Origin of the sequence: Streptomyces sp. NPDC020807, assembly GCF_040641575.1 — a bacterium.
Classification (GTDB): Bacteria; Actinomycetota; Actinomycetes; order Streptomycetales; family Streptomycetaceae; genus Streptomyces.
In genome coordinates this window covers 1-16,561 of sequence record NZ_JBFADU010000005.1, presented here as the reverse complement: position 1 = coordinate 16,561, position 16,561 = coordinate 1, and the positions used below count along the sequence as shown (strand labels likewise).

Below are 16,561 nucleotides of genomic sequence, written 5' to 3'. Positions count from 1 at the left end.
GGAGCAGTCCCGTGGTGATGTGCAAGTGGTGAATGGCTGCCGTTGGCCATCGGCGAGCCACCCCGGCCGTCGCCACGGTGAAGGGAAGAGCTCATGGACGACATGACCAAGCTGGCCCTGGCCGCTGCGGTTGCCGGGGGCTACGTGCTGGGGCGGGCGAAGAAGGGACGCCTCGCCCTCAGCCTGATCACGTACGCCGCGGGGCGCCGACTGGGCCTCGATCCACGGGAGATCGCGACGCAGGGTCTGAAGAAGCTGAGCGAGATGCCCCAGGTGGCCGAACTCGGGGAGCAGATCAGGGGAGAGGCGATCGACGCCGGGCGCAAGGCCCTCGTGGCCACCGCGAACCGTCGTATGGCCGACCTCGCCGACTCGCTGCGCGAGCACACGCTCGCCCTGGGACAGGGCGAGGAGGAGAACGAGTACGAGGACGAGGACGAGGACGCGGAGGAGTACGAGGACGAGGAAGACGGCTACGAGGAGGAGCCCGAGGACGGCGAGGAGCCGTACGAGGGCGATGAGGAACTTGAAGCGGAGGAGCCCGGCCCGGAAGAGCCCGCGGCCGAAGAGGAGTCGGAGGAAGAGGGGGACGAGGAGGACGAGGGGGATGACGAAGAGGAGGAGGCACCGCCACCTCGCCGTCGGCCGGCCCGACGCTCCGCTCCCGCCGCCTCGTCTACGACGGCCCAGCGACGCTCCCCGGCCCGCAAGGCCTCCCCGGCCAAGAAGGCGTCCCCCGCCAGGAAGACGCCGAGCGGCGCCACGAGGACGACGCGGAAGACCGGCACCGGTACGACGGCGAAGCCCGCGGCGAGTGCGACGAAGCGCAGTGCCCCTGCCAAGCGGACCCCCGCCAAGCGGACCGCCGCCGCCAAGAAGACCGCACCCGCGAAGGCGGCTTCGAAGCCGCCCGCGAAGAAGACAGCGGCGAAGAAGACAGCGGCGAAGAAGACGGCAGCGAAGAAGCCGCCCGAGAAGAAGACGGCGGCGGCCCGGAAGCCGCCCGCGAAGAGGACGGCGTCGGCAGGTGCGGGACGCGCCCCCGCGTCCCCACGAGCGGCGAAGAAGACCACCGCGACCAAGACGTCCCGTCGCAAGTCGACCACGGCGAGGTGAACCATGGCCACCCACAACGCGACCGGCGGCACCCGCTCCGGGTTCGACCGACTGATGGAGGAAGCGTCCGCGTATCTGGCGACTCAGGCGGACCGCGTCGCTGACAAGGCCGTGGACAAGCTGGGCGAAGTGACCGACGGGCTCTATGACGTCGCCGAGAACGGCGGCAGTCTCGGGGATCTCGGTGGCCGCCTGCTCAAGGGCGACTCCCCGGTCAAAGCCGTACTCGGGCAGACGGTCAGCGGGATCAAGGACAAGATCACGGGATCCGGGCTGCTCGGTGGCAACAAGAAGGGCCGCAAGGCCGGTGGCAAGGCCATGAACATCGTCGAGTCCATCGACGTGGGCGTGCCGCTGCGCAACGCCTACGACCACTGGACGCAGTACGAGAACTTCAGCAGCTTCGCCAAAGGCGTCCGGCACGTCTCACAAGGCGACGAGACGACCACCGACTGGAAGGTCAAGGTCGGCCCGTCCACCCGCAGCTGGAAGGCCACCGTCCAGGAACAGGTGCCCGACGAGAGGATCGTCTGGACGTCGGACGGGCCCAAGGGATCCACGCGCGGCTGCGTCAGCTTCCACGAACTCGCGCCCTCCCTCACGCGCATCCTCCTGGTCGTCGAGTACTACCCGGCCGGGCTTTTCGAGAAGACCGGCAACCTGTGGCGGGCCCAGGGTCGGCGCATGCGCCTGGACCTGAAGAACTTCGACCGCTTCGTCACGCTCACCGACGAGGAGCCGGAGGGATGGCGCGGGGAGATCGCGGACGGCGAGGTCGTCGTCAGCCACGAGGAGGCTCTCGACGCGGAGGAGTCCGGGGAAGGCGAGGAGTCCGAAGACGGCGAGGAGGAGTCCGAGGACGGCCGGGAGTCGTCCGAGGACGGCTGGGACGAGGAGGGCGAGGAGCCCGAAGAGCCCGAGGAGGGGTACTCCGGCGAGGAGGACGGCGACTACGAGGAAGAGGACTACGAGGAGGGGGACTACGAGGGGGAGCCCGCCCCCGCGGGGCGCGGACGCTGAGTCGGCGGACCGTCGCCCTTGTGGCCGCGCTCGCCCGCGCGGCCACGGTCCTGCACGGAGAGGCCGACGGCACGACCCGGAAGAGCCGGGCAGGTCGTCTGCGGTGACGCGTCCGGTTGGGGCACACTGGCGGCGTGCGAATCGTGATGATGACGGCGGGATCACGGGGGGACGTCGCGCCGTACACGGGGCTGGGCGCCCGTCTCGTACGCGCCGGGCACGAGGTGACGTTGGCCGCGCACGCGGTGTTCGAACCGCTGGTGTCGGGGTCGGGGGTTCGGTTCCGACCGCTGCCGGTGGACCCCCGCGCCGAGCTGCTCTCCGCGCGGGGCCGGCGGCTGCACGACGCGAGGACGGGTGCGGGGAAGCTCGTACGCCTGGCGTCCATGGCCAGGGGAGCGGTCGACGAGATGACGGCGGCCCTGGTGGAGGCGGCTCGGGAGGGCGATGTCCTCCTGGTCGGAGGGGCGCTGGGGCCGCTCGGGTACGCCATCGCGGACGGCCTCTCCCTGCCGGCCCTGGGGCTGCACCTCCAGCCCCTCCATCCGACCGGGGAGTTCTCCGCCCCCGTCCTCGGCACGCGGTCCCTGGGCCGGGCGGGAAACCGGCTGAGCGGCCGGGCCGTCACGGCCTCGGTGGAGTTGCTGTTCCTCGACGCCGTACGGTCACTGCGGCGGCACGGGCTCACGACGGCGGGGCGGGCCCGTGCGCGGCGGCCTCGGACCGTGCTGCACGGCTTCAGCGAGGTCGTCGTCCCCCGGCCACGGGACTGGCCCGCGGAGCTGGAGGTGTCCGGCTACTGGTGGACGCACGAGACCGGGCAGGTGTCCCCGGAACTGGAGGAGTTCCTCGCAGCCGGGCCCCCACCGGTCTTCGTCGGTCTGGGCAGCGCCACGGTTCCGGACCCGGAAGGGCTCAGCCGCGAGATCGTCACCGCGCTGCGCACCGCGAAGCTGCGCGGGATCGTCCAGCGGGGCTGGGCGGAGCTGGGCGCCCGGGGTGACGACATCCTGACCGTCGACGAGGTGCCGCACTCCCTGCTGTTCCCCCGAACGGCCGCCGTCGTCCACCACGCGGGAGCGGGCACCACCGGCGCCGTCCTGCGAGCCGGGGTGCCCACCGTTCCCGTGCCGGTCCAGTTCGACGCGGCGTTCTGGGCGTCGCGGCTGACCGCGCTGGGCACCGCCCCCGGGGTGGTGCCGCTGCGCCGGATCACCTCGGGAGCCCTGGCAGGGGCCCTGCGCCAGGCGACCCGGGACGGCTCGCACCGCGCACGTGCCCGGGCCGTCGCCGACCGCCTGGCCGAGGAGGACGGCGCCGCGCCGGTGCTTGCCGCGCTCGCCCGGCTGGCGCGATGACCGCACCGACGGCGTGAGCAGGGAGGGGCTGCCCCCTGCCGGTGGTGTCGGACCGTTCCCTCGCGTGTCCGAGCCAGGAAGGCCATGGAATGGCCTATTTGATGAGGGTATGGACATGGCAAGAGGTCGGTACGGGACGGTGAGCCGCCGTGCGTTCGCGGCGATGCTCACGGGAGGAGCGGCGGCGGTGCTCGGTGGTTGCTCGACGGAGGCACGGAGCGACGGCGTGGACGAGGAGGAGGCGACGGCGCGCGCGTACACCTTCCTCGACCGGCGGGTCGACGAGGCGGCGGGCGGCGCTCGGCAGGGGCTTCCGCGCAGCTACACGGGTGGCTGGATGGAGACCCACCACTCCACCGTGGCCTTCACCTACGACGTCGCGCTCGTCGTCATCGCCTACTGCGCACGGGGGACCGACGCCGACCTGCAGCGGGCCGAGGCCCTCGCCGGGACCCTGCTCGCGCTCCAGGACGGCGACGGCGCCGGTGACGGCCGGATCCGGCAGTCGTACGCCTCCGGCAAGGTCACGGCGGCGAACGGACTGCCGGCCGTCGCCGCCGCGGACTCCTTCACCGGCGCGCAGGCGTGGACCGGACTCGCGCTCCTCCACGTCCACCGGGCGACGGACGACGCCGCGTACCTGACCGGCGCCCTGCGCCTCGCCCAGTGGGTCCAGGACCACACGGCCTCCACGACCGGCACCGCCGGGTACACCGGCGGCGTCCCCGCCTCCGGCTCCCCCCTCACCTGGAAGTCCACCGAGCACAACATCGACGTCGCCGCCTTCTTCCGCGGTCTCGCGGACGCCACCGGAGACCGTGCGTGGGCCGACCGCTCCGCCGTCGCGACCGGCTTCCTCGGCGCCCTCTGGGACGCGGACTCCGCCGCCTTCTGGACCGGCACCGGCACCGACGGCACCACCGTCAACCGTTCGCCGGTCCCGGAGGACCCGCAGAGCTGGTCCTTCCTCGCGACCGGCGACACCCGGCACGCCGGCTCGCTGGACTGGGCACTCACCCATCTGGCCGCCGAGGACGGCGGCTTCAGCGGGGTGTCGGTGAGTGACGCCGACACCTCCAAGGTCTGGTTCGAGGGCACCGCCCACATGGCGGCCGCCCTCCGGGGACGCGACGGCGACGGTGACGGCGACCGGGCCGGCCGGCTCCTCGCCACGCTCCGCTCTGCCCAGGCGTCCGCCCCGAACGCCGACGGGTACGGGATCGTCGCCGCCTCGTCGGACGGACTCCGCACCGGCGACGGCGACACCCTGTACGCCAGCCTCCACACCGGTACGACGGCGTGGTTCGCGCTCGCCGCGCAGGGCACCGACCCCTTCCGCCCGGGGTGAGGTCCGGGAACGGCCGGGGTGAGGCCCGGGAACGGCCGGGGTGAGGTTCGGCAACGGCCGGGGCGGGCTCAGGTCAGCCAGAGGGCGCGGGCCGTCAGCAGCGCGGCGACCGCGAGCACCGCGAGGAGCTCCCACCACAGCAGTCGCCGGTCGTGCCGCCGGTCCTCGTCGGTCAGCCGCGCCACGTGGCGCGCCAGTTCCTCGTCCGCCCCGGGCCCCCCGGGGTCCGTCGCCGTCATCGTCCCGCCGCCACCTTCCCGGTCTTCTCGGTCTTGTCCCACTTCAGTTCGGCGTTCCGCCGCTCCTGCACCCAGGCCGCCACCAGGCAGGCCGCGAGCAGCGAGCCGTACCCCACCAGGTGCAGCAGCAGCGGGGCGAGGAACCGCAGCCGGGTTCCGGTCAGCAGCTTCGCCAGCCATGCCAGGGGGAGGGAGAGTCCCATCCAGGCGTAGATCACGATCATGAGGAGCTGGGGTGAGCCGTCGTCGGTGAAGAGGCCCGCCCGCTCCAGGAGGGTCAGGAAGAACCCCGGGAGTGCCGTCACCACCAGGACGCAGGTCGAGATGATCCCCGGGTAGATCAGCGCCTCGCGCCAGCACCGCCGGAAGGTCCCCGGGTCCACGGCCGCCGCCAGCAGGATGATCAGCAGGTAGCAGACGAGGTTGATCACCCACAGCCAGTGGAACAGCTGCCACGAGCGGTCCGAGTCGGTGAAGTAGAGGTAGAGCAGGGAGGCGGAGCACACCGTCAGGAGGACGGGGGTCGCGAGCAGCGAGTACCAGATGAGCCCGAAGAGGACCGAACCGAGCCGGTCCCCCTCCCGCCGTTTCCACGGCCGGAACCACACGTGCCGGTAGCGGCGGGTCACCTGGAGGTTGCCGCGCGCCCAGCGCAGGCGCTGCTTCCACAGCCCGGCCAGGTCGCCCGGTTCCTCGGCGAGCACCGTGGCGTACCCGTCGAAGACCACCCGGCGTCCCGACAGCTGGGTCTCGAAGGTGGTGACGGTGTCCTCGGCCAGGGTCGACGTGTCGATCCGGCCGCCGATCGCCTCCAGGCTGGCCCGGGTGTGCAGCTGCGCCCCGCCGGCCAGGCAGGCGACGACGCCGAGGACGTTCTGCGCACGGCGGGCGGCGGCCTGGGCGGTGATGTACTCGAAGGCGATGTAGCGGGTGAGGTAGTTGCCCTGCTTCCCGCTGCCTTCCTTGATGTACGCGGTGACGGCGCCGACCCCGGGGTCGGCGAGGTGACGGGTCATCCGCAGCAGGGCGTCCCGGTCGAAGACGACGTCGGCGTCCATGATCAGGACGGCTTCGGCCCAGTCGTCGTCGAGGACTTGGGCGAGACCGTGGTTGAGGGTGTGGGCCTTGCCCTGGCCGCCGTCCTCCCGGCGCAGGTGCACCACCTGCCCGGGATGGCGGGCCATCAGCTCCCGCATCACCTCCGGCGTCGCGTCGGTGCTGGCGTCGTCCACGACGACGATCCGGATGCGGTCCGGCGGGTACCGCATGGCGAGCAGCCCCTCGACGGACGAGGTGAGCACCGGCGCCTCGTTCCAGGCGGGGATCAGGACGGCGGTGCGGGGCACGCACGGGGGCGGGGCGTCGCCGGTCTCCGGATCCTCGGGCGGCTCGTACAGGTGGCGGAAGCGCTGGAAACCGACCAGCAGGAACTGGACGATGGCGACGACGAGCGGTACCGCCCCGAGGAAGACGAGGCCGGTCGCCACGACGTGCAGGATCTGGTTCAGGACATCCACCGTCGCTCCGTCCCGGCTGCCGCCGTCGTGGCCTGCTCGGTGCCCGCTTCCGCGGCTGTGGCCTCCGCGAGCGCTGCGGAGACCCACGGGAAGCGGCCCACGGCCTCCGCCCGGTGGGCGTCGCTGCCGGTCCCGAGCCGGACGCCGGCCCGGTGCAGGAGGCGGGCCGTACGCACGGAAGGGCATCGCCACTTCTCGTTCAGTTCCACCGCCACGTCCCGCGCGCGGCAGGCCCGTACCAGGGGTTCCAGGAGGGAGGCGTCCACCGTCGTCTCGTCGAGCCCCACCTTCGGCAGGACGCTGAAGAGGTGGGCCACGTGGGCGGTCCGGCCGGCGGGCACCCGTTCCACGGCCCGCGCCGTCGCGAGGACGAGCATCGCCAGCGCCTCGTCCGCGGAGAGCCGCCCCTCGTCGAGCAGGGCTCGTACGGTGTCGGGGTGCGCGGGCCCGTCGGGCAGCGGGAACCGGTGGTCGGCCAGCGCGACGTGCTCGATCCCGGTGAGGTCCTCGGGAAGGTCGATGCGGCCGGCCGTGTCGAGGATCTTCGCCTCGACCCCGCAGACCAGGGTGAGCGGAGCGGTGGCGCGGGCCGCGTCGACGGCCGCGACGTAGACCGGGAGGTAGGTGGTGTCCACCCGTACGTGGTCGGTGACGACGAGGGTGTCGAGCCCGGCGTCGACGGCCGCGCGGATGACGGCGTCCAGGGTGTCGTGGCCGTCGGAGAAGTCGGTGTGCGTGTGGAGGTCGGTGCGGGGGCCGGTGCCCGGCGGACCGGGGCGCCGCGCCGGAGCCGGCCCGGCCGCCTCGGAGCGGACAGCCTCGGCCCCGGTGGCCTCCGGTCCGTCCGCCTGGGGCCCGGTCGCCTCCGGTCCCGTCACGCCGCCGCCTCCTGTTGCGCCGCCCCCTGTTGCGCCTCCTCCCGTCACGCCGCCGCCTCCCGGGCGCGATCGGCCTCCGGCGCGACGGCCTCGGTGACGTCGCCCATGTCGCCGAGCTCGCGCGGGGCGAGGACGACGTCCTGCCAGTGGCGGACCACGGCCGTCTCACGGTGGGCGATGCGTTCCGGCAGCTCCGCGCCGAGCAGCGCGGCGACGGCCCACTTCGGCATGTCCACACCGGACGCCACCGTCAGCGACATGCCGCCCGGCGGGCGGGGGTTGACCTCCAGGAGCGCGGCCTTGCCCGACCGGTCCTCGCGTACCTGGACGTTGAGGACGCCGCGCAGTCCGAGGGTGCGCACGGTGTCCTCGGCGATCCCGGACAGTTCCGGCAGGTCGAGGACCCGGCCGGCGACGACGATCCCGGAGTCCGTCTTGTCCCGGGCGCGCGGCACCGCGGCCACGACCCGGCCGTCGCGGTCCGTGAGGACGTCGACGGAGTACTCCGTCCCGGGCAGGAACTCCTGGACGAGGTACGAGCCGTCCTGCGGGAGCCCGGACAGCTCGTTGGCCGAGTGGACGACGACGATGCCGCGCGAGCCGGAGCCGGTGCGCGGCTTGGCGATGGCGGGGAAGCCCCCTTCGGGCTCCGCCGTGCCGGGGGTTCCGACGAGGCGCGTGTCCGGCAGCCGTACGGCTCCCTGGCAGGCTTCGGCGAGCCGCCACTTATCCAGACAGGTCTCCAGGGCGTCGGCGGGGGAGACCAGGACCCGGACGCCCGCCGCGGCGAAGGCGTCGGCCGCGTGGGCGAGAGCCACCAGCTCGGCGTCGACGGTCGGCACGAGGACGTCGATCGCGTGCCGCTCGCACAGGCGCAGGACGGCCTCGGCGAACCCGGCCGCGGCGCCGGGGGGCACCAGCATCCGGTAGGCGCGGGGTACGAGGTAGAGGCCGGCGCCGTTGGGGTCGAGGTCCGCCGCGTACCGCTCGGCGACTCCCTCCAGCGCGCGGAGGAAGCACACGCCGGAGGGCCCGCCCGCGCCCGTGACCAGGACCCGCGGCGGGCGGCCGAGGGGAAGCGACAGGTCGGGGTCAGACGAGTACGGCATTGCGCTCATGGACGAGCTCCAGGGGTTCGGCGTAGCGGGTCTGGGAGAAGCGGCCCCAGTAGCGGGCGGTGGAGCGCAGCAGGTCCTCTTCGAGGTACCAGCGGCTCGCGGCCTGGGAGTGGTGCGCGTCGATCGCGGCGAGTTTGGCCGCCATGTCGACCTCGCTCAGCTCGATGAAGCGGTTCGGGCGGTAGGCCACGGTGGCGGAGGGGGACTGGTAGCAGGCGAGCCGTGCCACCTTGCGGCAGGCCACGAGCGTCGCGCGGTGCACGGCGCGGTGGTCCTGGTGGGTGTCGCTCTCGGAGTGGACGACGACGACGTCCGGCGCGACCTCGGCGACCGCCCGTTCGACGGCCTCCACGGTGGTCCGGTCGTCGGCCATGGAACCGTCCGGGAGGTCCTCCATGAGCAGGCGGGCACCCAGTAGCTCGGCGGCGCGGTGCGCCTCCTTCCGGCGCTGCGCGGGGTCGCCGCCGTTCCCGCCGCCGGACATGGTGAGGACGGTGACGTCCCAGCCGCTGTGCGCACGACGGTGGATGGTTCCGCCGAGGCCGATCTCCACGTCGTCCGGATGCGCGCCGACCACGAGCATGCGCAACGAGTTCTGCCCGGAGCCCTCGACGCCGAGCGGGTCCGCCCGCTCCGCGACGGCCCGGGCGACTGCCACCGCGAGGCCCTCCGGGTCGGAGCGAGCGACGAGGTCGGCGGCCCGGCCGCGCAGCGCGGTGACCGCGAGCCGGGCGCTGGGGGCGTCGTCGGTCACGACCATGGGGATCCCGGGGTGCCGTGCCCGCCACACTTCCAGGACCCGGCCCAGGGAGAGGTCCGGGCCGCCGAATCCCGAGTCCCACACGGCCGCGTCCCAGAAGCGTACGGGGGAAGGCGGGGCGGTCCCGGCGCTGATGAAGGCGTCCAGCGAGTCGACGGCGTGCACCGACGAGGCGCCGAGCTCGCGCAGCGCCGTCGCGAAACGGGCGGCGGTCTCCCGGTCCCGCTCACCGAGGAGGATGTGCGTGCCGGCAAGGGGAGCGGGCCCGGCGCTGCCGTGCCCGATCGCGCCCGCGCTCTCGAATATTTCGGACATATGGTGCACATTACAGTGTGATGTCGATCTCTCCACCGGGACGAAAGCCCCCTCCGGCTCCCCCCTTGGGCCCGGAAAAAGGTGAACCGCGCCGCGTCCCGTCCAGGAGCACCGGAAAGGCCCAGCCCCATGGACCACGCCCCCACCGGACAGGACCCCCGCACCACCCTGGACCGTCAGGCCCTCCGGGAGCTCCTCGCCACGCAGCGCGACCGCATCGGGGTGTACGCCCGCGACCGTCCCGTGCTGCGGCGCGCCACCACCGACGGGCCTTCCACCGCGTCCCCCGCCCCGGACCCCGTCCCCGGCCCCGTGCAGGAAGTCCTCGACGCCCTCCCCACCGCCGCGCTCCTCGTCGCCCCGGTCGTCGACGCCGACGGGCGGATCGCCGACTTCCTCTACCTCACGCAGAACGCCCGCGCCGTCGCCTACTCGCGCACCCACGTCCCCGTCGCGTCGGTGCCGCGCTGGTCCGGCCCGGTCCGCCTCTTCGACCGCTTCCCCGTCCTGGAGGACACCGGCCTGCCCCGCATGCTCGCCGACGCCCACCACGAACGCGCGCCCCAGGGCCCCGAGATCGTGGAGTGGTTCATTCCCCGGCCCGAGGGGCCACCGGCCCGCCTCAGCAACGACGTCGTCGTGGCCCCCTGCGGCGACCACCTGCTCGTCACCTGGGAGCCGGGCCACCGCGTCCGGATGGCCTTCGCCGCGCAGAAGCTCGTCCGCACCTGCTGGGCCGAGTGGAACGTCGCCGACGGCACCGTGGCCCCCTCCCTCGGGTTCGGCCACGTCCTCGGCCTCGCACCGGGCGTCCCCACCCCCGCCGACTTCCTCGCCCTCGCCGACCTCGCCGCCCCCGAGTGCCTCCCCGAGCTCTACCGCCTCCTCTACGACGTCTTCTTCCACAAGCGCCGCTCGGAATGCGCCCTCCGGCTGCGAGGCGGGTACGAGCGCGTCATCCGGGTCGTCGCCGAACCGGTCAGGCCGCGCGGCGGCCCGGTCTGGGCCGTCCGCGCCGTCCTCGTCGACATCACCGACGAGACCCGCCGCCGCGACCTGGCCCAGGCCGTCGGCGAGGAGGCCCGCCGCCAGCGCGCCCGGGCCGAGACCCTCGGCGAGGTCGCCGACTCCCTGCGCCAGGCCGTCCTGCCGCGCTCGCCCGGTGGGCTCGCTCCCTCCGGCATCGACACCGCCGTCGTCTACCGTCCCGACTCCACGGGATCCGGGGTGGGCGGCGACTGGTACAAGGCCCGCAGGCTTCCCGGCGGCCGACTCCTCCTCGCCCTGGGCGACGCCCGGGGCCACGGACTGGAAGCCGTCACCCTCATGGCCAAGTTCCGGTACGCCCTGGCCGGCCTCGCCTACACCGACGCCCCCGTCGAACAACTCACCCACTGGCTCAACGACATGGCCTGCGACGACGGCATCGAATCCACCGCCACCGCCGTCATCGCCCGCTACCACCCCGAGCGCGGAGTGCTCCGCTGGACCTGCGCGGGCCATCCCCTCTCCGTACTCCTCCGAGACGGTCGCGCCACCCTGCTCCCCGCCCCGCCCGGAGGCCCCGGGCTCACCCTCGGCGTTCTCCCCGACCAGCCCTACGCCGCCGCGGAGACCCCGCTCGCCGAGGGCGACATCGTGCTCCTCTACTCCGACGGCCTGATCGAGCGGCGGGACGCCGACCCCGACGCGGACTCCGAGCGCCTCCTCGACGTCGCCGGGGCACCCCTGCGCAGCGGCCCCGCGCCCCGTGACCACGTCGGCCTCCAGGCGTACGCCGACGCCCTGGTGGCCGCGCTCGACGGCCCCCACCGCTCCGACGACGTCACCCTCCTCGCCTTGCGACGCACCAGCGCTTGACCACGGAGCGGGCGGAACCCTCACTCCCACCGCGACCGCGACCGCGACCGCGACCGCGACCGCCACCGCCACCGCCACCGCCACCGCGACCGCGACCGCGACCGCGCCCTGTCCGGCCCGACACCGGCTGGGTCGCCCCGGGCCGGAGGGGAGGGGGATCATTCGCGGGCCGGCGGCCGGAGCCGTATCCAGAAGATCTCGCCACCGTGACATGATCGGAGCATGACGGACCTCAGGCCGGTGGCGGCCAAGCCCGACACCGATCATTCGCCCGACGAGAGTCCGGAGGCGGGGGTCGTGGCGGAGGTGCTCGCGGGCCTGGCGGGATCAGCGGTCTTCCTGCGTCCCCGCTTCGGGCCGGACGGGCGGGTGGTCGACTTCAGGGTGGAGGCCGCCTCCCCCCAGGCGGTCGACATCGCCGGGCGCCGGGGCGCGGAACTGCTCGGGCTGAGCGTGGCCGACACCTACCCGAGCATCGAGTCCAGCGATCTGTGGCGTGCGTACCTCGACGTCCTCGCGAGCGGAGGCATCCACGAGGGCGAGATCGACCACGAGGAGAGCACAGCCGGGGTCCCGCACCGCTCCCGCTACCACGTGCGCGTGGCCCGCTGCCTCGGCGGCCTGGTCGTCACCTTCACACGACTGGACCGCGGTGAACGCGAGCAGCACCGCCTCGCCCTCATGCAGAGCCTGGGCCGGATGGGCTGGGTGGACCGCGACCTGGTCCGCGGCCGCATCACGTGGTCCGACGAGGTGTACGCGATCTTCGGCCGGGACTGCACCCAGGGTCCCATGCCCTTGGAGGAGCTGGCCGCGCACGCCGCCGCCGAAGACCGCCCGGTGATGGAGCAGGCGGTTCGGGGCCTGCTGAAGGCCGGCGAACCGATGGACCGCACCTTCCGAATCGGCCTGCCGGGCCAGCAGGTGCGCCACGTGCGGATCATCGCCGAGACCGAGAACGACGCCCTGGGCCGCCCCGTCCACGTCCACGGCCTCTTCCAGGACCTCAGCGCCGCGAAGGACACGGAGCGGCAGCTCCTGGAGCAGAAGCGCAGCGCACTCACGCAGCAGAGCCAGCTCGCGGCCGAACGCGACCTGGCCGCCCGCCTCCAGGACACCCTGCTCCCGCTGCCCCAGCAGCAACTGAACCTGGCCGGGCTGACCGTCGACGTCGCCTACCTGCCGGTCCAGGAAGGGCTCAAGCTGGGCGGCGACTGGTACAGCGCCGTCGAACTCCCCGACGGCAACGCCCTCGTCGTGGTCGGCGACGTCGCCGGCCACGGCCTCGACGCGGTGGCCACCATGGCCCAACTGCGTTTCACCGCAAAGGGCATGGCCATCACCGGCACCCCGCTCCCCGACATCCTCGCCAACCTCAACACCCTGCTGCTGCACTCCTCCGAGCGCCAGCTCCACACCGCCACCATGATCATGGCCGTGTACGAGCCCACCACCTCCCGACTGACCTGGGTCCGCGCCGGGCACCCGCCGCCCCTGCTCGTGCGCGACCGCCGGGCCCGCTTCCTGCCCGCACCCGCGGGCATGCTGCTCGGCGCCGTCCACGAACCCCGCTTCGAGGCGGCCACGGTCGAACTGCTGCCCGGCGACCACCTGCTGCTGTACACCGACGGCCTGATCGAACGCCCCGGGGAGTCCATCGACGAGGGCATGGCCTCCCTGGCCTCCACCGCCCACGCCGCCGACCTGGCCGCACCGAAGGCCCTGGACCGCCTGATCCCCGCCCTGGTCGAGCCACACCCCCGCCGCGACGACATCTGCATCCTGCACCTCGCCCGCTGACGGCGTACCTGACCACGAAGGGCCCCACCGAATCCGTGGTGTTGAGTACGGTCTGCCCATGGATCGTCAAAGAGCGGGAGAGGTAAGCGAGTCATGGGGTCGGGTGACCGCATGGCTCGAACATCGTGCGCCCGAGGTGTTCGCTGTTCTCGGCGGCCCAGGCAGTCCGACAGCCATCCGCGACGCCGAACTCCGGATGGGCGTAGACCTGCCGGAGCAGCTGCGGCAGTGGCTTCTGGGACACGACCTCGACGCAGGTCGGCAGCTGCCCGCTGATTCGTGTCTCGTGGCGCTGGGAGGCCCGGACGTCCTCCCCAGCGGCGGGCTCCTGCTGGGTCTCGGTGACATCGAACGTGTCTACCGCCACATGATGGCCATGGAGGAATCGGCACGGGCCGGAGGAACCGACCACCCGTCCTGGCGCGGAGAATGGGTACCCATTGCCTCGGAGCGCGACGGCTTCTATGGGAGGTTCGTGAACACGGTCACCGGCGAGGTGGGGTCATGGAGAGAGGGAGAACTCCCTGAGGAACACGAGCACGCCTCGTTGTCCGCCTTCTTCCAGGACGTGGCCGATCAGCTGGAGGGCGTCCGTCCAGGAGCGTGGGATGGCCCCGGCAAAGCCCGTCACCACGATCCGCGCCCGGAGGATGCGCCCGTACGCCTCTGGGCTCGCGCGAACGGTTACCAGGTCAATGACCGCGGCCGGATCCCCGGCCCGATTCGCGAGGCATACGAGCGTTCACGCTGAACGCCCGGACAAGGCGCCGGCCATGGCCGACCGCTGATCGCGGCGATGCCTGGGGGACGGCGCGCGACATCAACTGCCCCAAGAGGCATCGGGTCGCGTTCCGCTCTTGTCCGGAGTTTCGGCGCCGCTGCCTCGGCGGGTGGTGCGCGCACCGCTTCCGCACGGCTTAGAGGTCATCTCATTTGGTTGCCCCCAGTGGGGAATATTGCTGGTAGGAGCGTCGCGGTCGCTGTTGAATGCCCCGATGAGCGACTACTGGACACCAGCCCACTTCGCGGTCGAGCACGAGGATGCGGAAACCCTGGCCTGCCTGCTCGCCCACGGCGCCGACCCTGATGAGGTCTTCAGCAACATGACGCTGCTGACGCACGCGATCGACACCGAGGGGGATGGCGCCCTGCAGAGCGGCCAGCCGTTGACTGTACACACCACGGCCGTGCTGCTGGCGTTCGGTGCGGACCCTGAACTCGCTGATCCGGACGGTCACACTCCCCTGGATCTGGCCACTTTCTACGATCATGACCTGGCCGTACAGCTGCTGCGGGACCACATCAGCAAGCGAGTCGGCGGTAGCGGACGAGGACGCAGGCGATGGCGGTGAAGGCAAGGAAGTGATCGGCTTTGCGTTCGTAGCGTCGGTGGAGCCGGCGGCAGCCGGCGAGCCAGGCCATGGTGCGTTCGATGGTCCAGCGATGGCGGCCCAGACGCTGCGAGGACTCGACGCCCCTGCGGGCGATGCGGTGGGTGATACCACGTCCGCGTAACCATCGCCGCAGGTGAGAGTAGTCATAGCTCTTGTCGGCGTGAAGCTTGCCCGGCCCGCGCCGTCGAGGCGCCCGCGGCGGGAGCGGATCGGCGGTATGCCCTTGACCAGGGGGATCAGGGTCTGGCTGTCGTGCAGGTTGGCTGCCGAGATTCCGACAGAAAGAGGCAGACCGGTCCGCTCGGTGACCAGGTGGATCTTCGAGCCGTCCTTGCCCCGATCGACAGGATTCGGACCTGTCAGGTCCCCCTTTTCCTGGCCCGCATGTTCAGCGAGTCGATCGCGCAGCGGGACCAGTCCAGCTCGCCTCGCGAGCCAAGATCGTCGAGGACCAGGCGGTAGATGTATTGATCACGAGCGTTGTTGACACTCGCCTGGTCTTGAACATGGTGAAGACCTCCGGTGTGGTGGGAGCTGTCTAGGAACTCACCGCACGGAGGTCTTCGTGCCCCACCGTAATGCCCGGCTGACCGTCTTCGGTAGGCGACTGCTGGTCGAACGTGTCCGCTCAGGCCGTCCGGTCGCCCATGTGGCGGCCGAGATGGGCATCTCCCGGGCCACCGCCCACAAATGGATCCGCCGGTGGCGGACCGAAGGCGAGGCGGGGCCTGCACGACCGGTCGAGCCGGCCTCACACCACCCCGCACCGGACCGCGGCCACGATGGAAGAGCAGCTCTGCGAGGTGCGGCGAACCCGCAAACTCGGCCCCGCGCGGATCGGCCCGATCCTGGGCCTGCCCACCTCGACGGTCCACCGGATCCTGACCCGTCACCGGCTGAACCGGCTGGCCTGGATCGACCGGCCGACCGGAGTCGTGATCCGCCGCTACGAACGCGAACGTCCCGGCGAACTGATCCAAGTGGACGTGAAGAAGCTCGGCCGGATCCCCGACGGCGGCGGTCACAAAGTCCTGGGCCGCCAAGCCGGCCGAATCACCCGCACAACATGGGCTTCGACTACGTCCACTCCGCCGTCGACGACCACTCCCGCCTCGCCTACAGCGAGATCCACCCCGACGAGAAGGTCGCGACCTGCGCGGCCTTCCTCACCCGAGCGGCCGCCTTCTTCCACGGCCACGGCATCACCCGCATCGAACGGGTCCTGACCGACAACGCCTGGGCCTACCGCAAGGGCCTGGCCTGGAAGGCAGTCCTGGCAGACCTCGGCGCGACCGGCAAGCTCACACGTGCCTACCGGCCGCAGACCAACGGCAAGGTCGAACGCTTCAACCGCACCCTCCTCGACGAATGGGCCTACCTACGGCCCTACACCTCGAACACCGAACGGACCGAAGCCCTGGCAGACTTCCTCCACCACCGCTGCCACACCGCACTCAACGGACACCCGCCCATCAGCCGCGTCAACAACGCTTCGGGTCAATACGCCTAGTCCCGCAAGCGGGTCTGGGCCCGGGTCGAGCAGGTTTTCGCCCGCTTGAAGACCTGGAACCTCCGTGACTGCCGCTTGAAGGGTGACGGCTTTTGCCACGCCATGGTCGGTATTGCCGGTGTGCGCAACCTCGCCTTCGCCGGATAGATGAGCGGCCTGCAGACCGCTGGCGCCCACCGCACGGCGACTAAAAGATCATTTACGGGACAGGTCATGTACGGACCAGTGAACGGTCGCGTGATGAGAAGCGGCGTTTTAGTGGTGGTTGAGGTGGACGGGGAGGGTGGTGGTGGAGTTGGAGAAGAGGGAGGGGACGGGGGGGAGGGTG

Annotated in this window: 14 protein-coding genes and 4 pseudogenes; 12 read left to right on the top strand and 6 right to left on the bottom strand. The window is 72.2% G+C overall.

Annotated features, from left to right (window positions below):
- The first annotated feature begins 93 nt into the window (after nt 1-93).
- The 4 genes from AB0G79_RS10125 to AB0G79_RS10110 all read left to right on the top strand — a co-directional run bounded on the left by AB0G79_RS10125 (nt 94) and on the right by AB0G79_RS10110 (nt 4,842).
- Entirely contained in the window at nt 94-1,116 is a 1,023-nt protein-coding gene (locus AB0G79_RS10125; RefSeq protein WP_360803150.1) for a histone protein, read from the top strand.
- 3 nt (nt 1,117-1,119) lie between these two features.
- Nucleotides 1,120-2,136: an SRPBCC family protein gene (locus AB0G79_RS10120; RefSeq protein ID WP_360803147.1), complete on the top strand. Its 1,017-nt coding sequence runs from the start codon at nt 1,120-1,122 to the stop codon at nt 2,134-2,136.
- Between the two features lie 149 nt (nt 2,137-2,285).
- Nucleotides 2,286-3,494, top strand: a complete 1,209-nt coding sequence (locus tag AB0G79_RS10115; RefSeq protein WP_360804254.1) for a glycosyltransferase — start codon at nt 2,286-2,288, stop codon at nt 3,492-3,494.
- A gap of 115 nt (nt 3,495-3,609) precedes the next feature.
- The gene (locus tag AB0G79_RS10110) at nt 3,610-4,842 is read left to right on the top strand and encodes a hypothetical protein (protein ID WP_360803144.1); all 1,233 of its coding nucleotides are present in this window, start codon (nt 3,610-3,612) and stop codon (nt 4,840-4,842) included.
- Between the two features lie 68 nt (nt 4,843-4,910).
- Here AB0G79_RS10110 and AB0G79_RS10105 read toward each other — a convergent pair whose 3' ends face one another.
- From AB0G79_RS10105 to AB0G79_RS10085, 5 genes are read right to left on the bottom strand one after another with little or no spacing between them, the layout of a single operon-like run.
- Complete coding sequence (locus AB0G79_RS10105) at nt 4,911-5,081, bottom strand: hypothetical protein (RefSeq protein WP_360803141.1); 171 nt, start codon at nt 5,079-5,081, stop codon at nt 4,911-4,913.
- A complete protein-coding gene (locus tag AB0G79_RS10100; protein ID WP_360803138.1) occupies nt 5,078-6,598 on the bottom strand; it encodes a glycosyltransferase family 2 protein in 1,521 nt (506 codons plus the stop codon). Before AB0G79_RS10100 ends, AB0G79_RS10105 begins: the two co-directional genes overlap by 4 nt.
- Complete coding sequence (locus AB0G79_RS10095) at nt 6,586-7,476, bottom strand: PHP domain-containing protein (protein WP_360803135.1); 891 nt, start codon at nt 7,474-7,476, stop codon at nt 6,586-6,588. The genes AB0G79_RS10100 and AB0G79_RS10095 overlap by 13 nt, the downstream gene beginning before the upstream one ends.
- A gap of 44 nt (nt 7,477-7,520) precedes the next feature.
- Nucleotides 7,521-8,594 (bottom strand): ATP-grasp domain-containing protein, encoded by a 1,074-nt coding sequence (locus AB0G79_RS10090; RefSeq protein ID WP_360803132.1) that lies wholly within the window; start codon nt 8,592-8,594, stop codon nt 7,521-7,523.
- Nucleotides 8,569-9,669: a PIG-L deacetylase family protein gene (locus tag AB0G79_RS10085; protein WP_360803125.1), complete on the bottom strand. Its 1,101-nt coding sequence runs from the start codon at nt 9,667-9,669 to the stop codon at nt 8,569-8,571. Before AB0G79_RS10085 ends, AB0G79_RS10090 begins: the two co-directional genes overlap by 26 nt.
- 129 nt (nt 9,670-9,798) lie before the next feature.
- On the opposite strand from AB0G79_RS10085, the gene AB0G79_RS10080 reads away from it, so the two are divergent.
- The 5 genes and pseudogenes from AB0G79_RS10080 to AB0G79_RS10060 all read left to right on the top strand — a co-directional run bounded on the left by AB0G79_RS10080 (nt 9,799) and on the right by AB0G79_RS10060 (nt 14,681).
- Entirely contained in the window at nt 9,799-11,529 is a 1,731-nt protein-coding gene (locus AB0G79_RS10080) for a PP2C family protein-serine/threonine phosphatase (RefSeq protein ID WP_360803122.1), read from the top strand.
- Between the two features lie 222 nt (nt 11,530-11,751).
- The gene (locus AB0G79_RS10075) at nt 11,752-13,329 is read left to right on the top strand and encodes a SpoIIE family protein phosphatase (RefSeq protein WP_360803119.1); all 1,578 of its coding nucleotides are present in this window, start codon (nt 11,752-11,754) and stop codon (nt 13,327-13,329) included.
- A 58-nt stretch (nt 13,330-13,387) separates the two neighbouring features.
- A pseudogene (locus tag AB0G79_RS10070) lies at nt 13,388-13,879 on the top strand (SMI1/KNR4 family protein); the annotation flags it as partial.
- 18 nt (nt 13,880-13,897) lie between these two features.
- Complete coding sequence (locus AB0G79_RS10065) at nt 13,898-14,080, top strand: histone-like nucleoid-structuring protein Lsr2 (RefSeq protein ID WP_360804251.1); 183 nt, start codon at nt 13,898-13,900, stop codon at nt 14,078-14,080.
- Between the two features lie 244 nt (nt 14,081-14,324).
- Nucleotides 14,325-14,681 carry an ankyrin repeat domain-containing protein gene (locus AB0G79_RS10060; protein ID WP_360803116.1) on the top strand — a complete coding sequence of 119 codons (357 nt, stop codon included), beginning with the start codon at nt 14,325-14,327 and terminating at the stop codon, nt 14,679-14,681.
- On the opposite strand, the pseudogene AB0G79_RS10055 reads toward AB0G79_RS10060, so the two are convergent.
- Nucleotides 14,632-15,187, bottom strand: a pseudogene (locus tag AB0G79_RS10055) (IS5 family transposase); the annotation flags it as partial. The gene AB0G79_RS10060 and the pseudogene AB0G79_RS10055 overlap by 50 nt on opposite strands.
- 101 nt (nt 15,188-15,288) lie before the next feature.
- Between AB0G79_RS10055 and AB0G79_RS10050 the strand changes: the two are divergent.
- The 3 genes and pseudogenes from AB0G79_RS10050 to AB0G79_RS10040 form a co-directional block, all read left to right on the top strand.
- Nucleotides 15,289-15,474 (top strand): annotated as a pseudogene (locus tag AB0G79_RS10050) (leucine zipper domain-containing protein); the annotation flags it as partial.
- A 315-nt stretch (nt 15,475-15,789) separates the two neighbouring features.
- Nucleotides 15,790-16,233 (top strand): DDE-type integrase/transposase/recombinase, encoded by a 444-nt coding sequence (locus AB0G79_RS10045; RefSeq protein WP_360804248.1) that lies wholly within the window; start codon nt 15,790-15,792, stop codon nt 16,231-16,233.
- Nucleotides 16,234-16,380, top strand: a pseudogene (locus AB0G79_RS10040) (IS5/IS1182 family transposase); the annotation flags it as partial.
- Between the last annotated feature and the right edge of the window lie 181 nt (nt 16,381-16,561).

What these genes read in the sequence shown, in the direction of transcription:
- AB0G79_RS10125 (WP_360803150.1), top strand. Translation starts at nt 94, where the DNA reads ATGGACGACATGACCAAGCTGGCCCTGGCCGCTGCGGTTGCCGGGGGC.
- AB0G79_RS10120 (WP_360803147.1), top strand. Translation starts at nt 1,120, where the DNA reads ATGGCCACCCACAACGCGACCGGCGGCACCCGCTCCGGGTTCGACCGA.
- AB0G79_RS10115 (WP_360804254.1), top strand. Translation starts at nt 2,286, where the DNA reads ATGACGGCGGGATCACGGGGGGACGTCGCGCCGTACACGGGGCTGGGC.
- AB0G79_RS10110 (WP_360803144.1), top strand. Translation starts at nt 3,610, where the DNA reads ATGGCAAGAGGTCGGTACGGGACGGTGAGCCGCCGTGCGTTCGCGGCG.
- AB0G79_RS10105 (WP_360803141.1), bottom strand. Translation starts at nt 5,081, where the DNA reads ATGACGGCGACGGACCCCGGGGGGCCCGGGGCGGACGAGGAACTGGCG.
- AB0G79_RS10090 (WP_360803132.1), bottom strand. Translation starts at nt 8,594, where the DNA reads ATGAGCGCAATGCCGTACTCGTCTGACCCCGACCTGTCGCTTCCCCTC.
- AB0G79_RS10085 (WP_360803125.1), bottom strand. Translation starts at nt 9,669, where the DNA reads ATGTCCGAAATATTCGAGAGCGCGGGCGCGATCGGGCACGGCAGCGCC.
- AB0G79_RS10080 (WP_360803122.1), top strand. Translation starts at nt 9,799, where the DNA reads ATGGACCACGCCCCCACCGGACAGGACCCCCGCACCACCCTGGACCGT.
- AB0G79_RS10075 (WP_360803119.1), top strand. Translation starts at nt 11,752, where the DNA reads ATGACGGACCTCAGGCCGGTGGCGGCCAAGCCCGACACCGATCATTCG.
- AB0G79_RS10060 (WP_360803116.1), top strand. Translation starts at nt 14,325, where the DNA reads ATGAGCGACTACTGGACACCAGCCCACTTCGCGGTCGAGCACGAGGAT.
- AB0G79_RS10045 (WP_360804248.1), top strand. Translation starts at nt 15,790, where the DNA reads ATGGGCTTCGACTACGTCCACTCCGCCGTCGACGACCACTCCCGCCTC.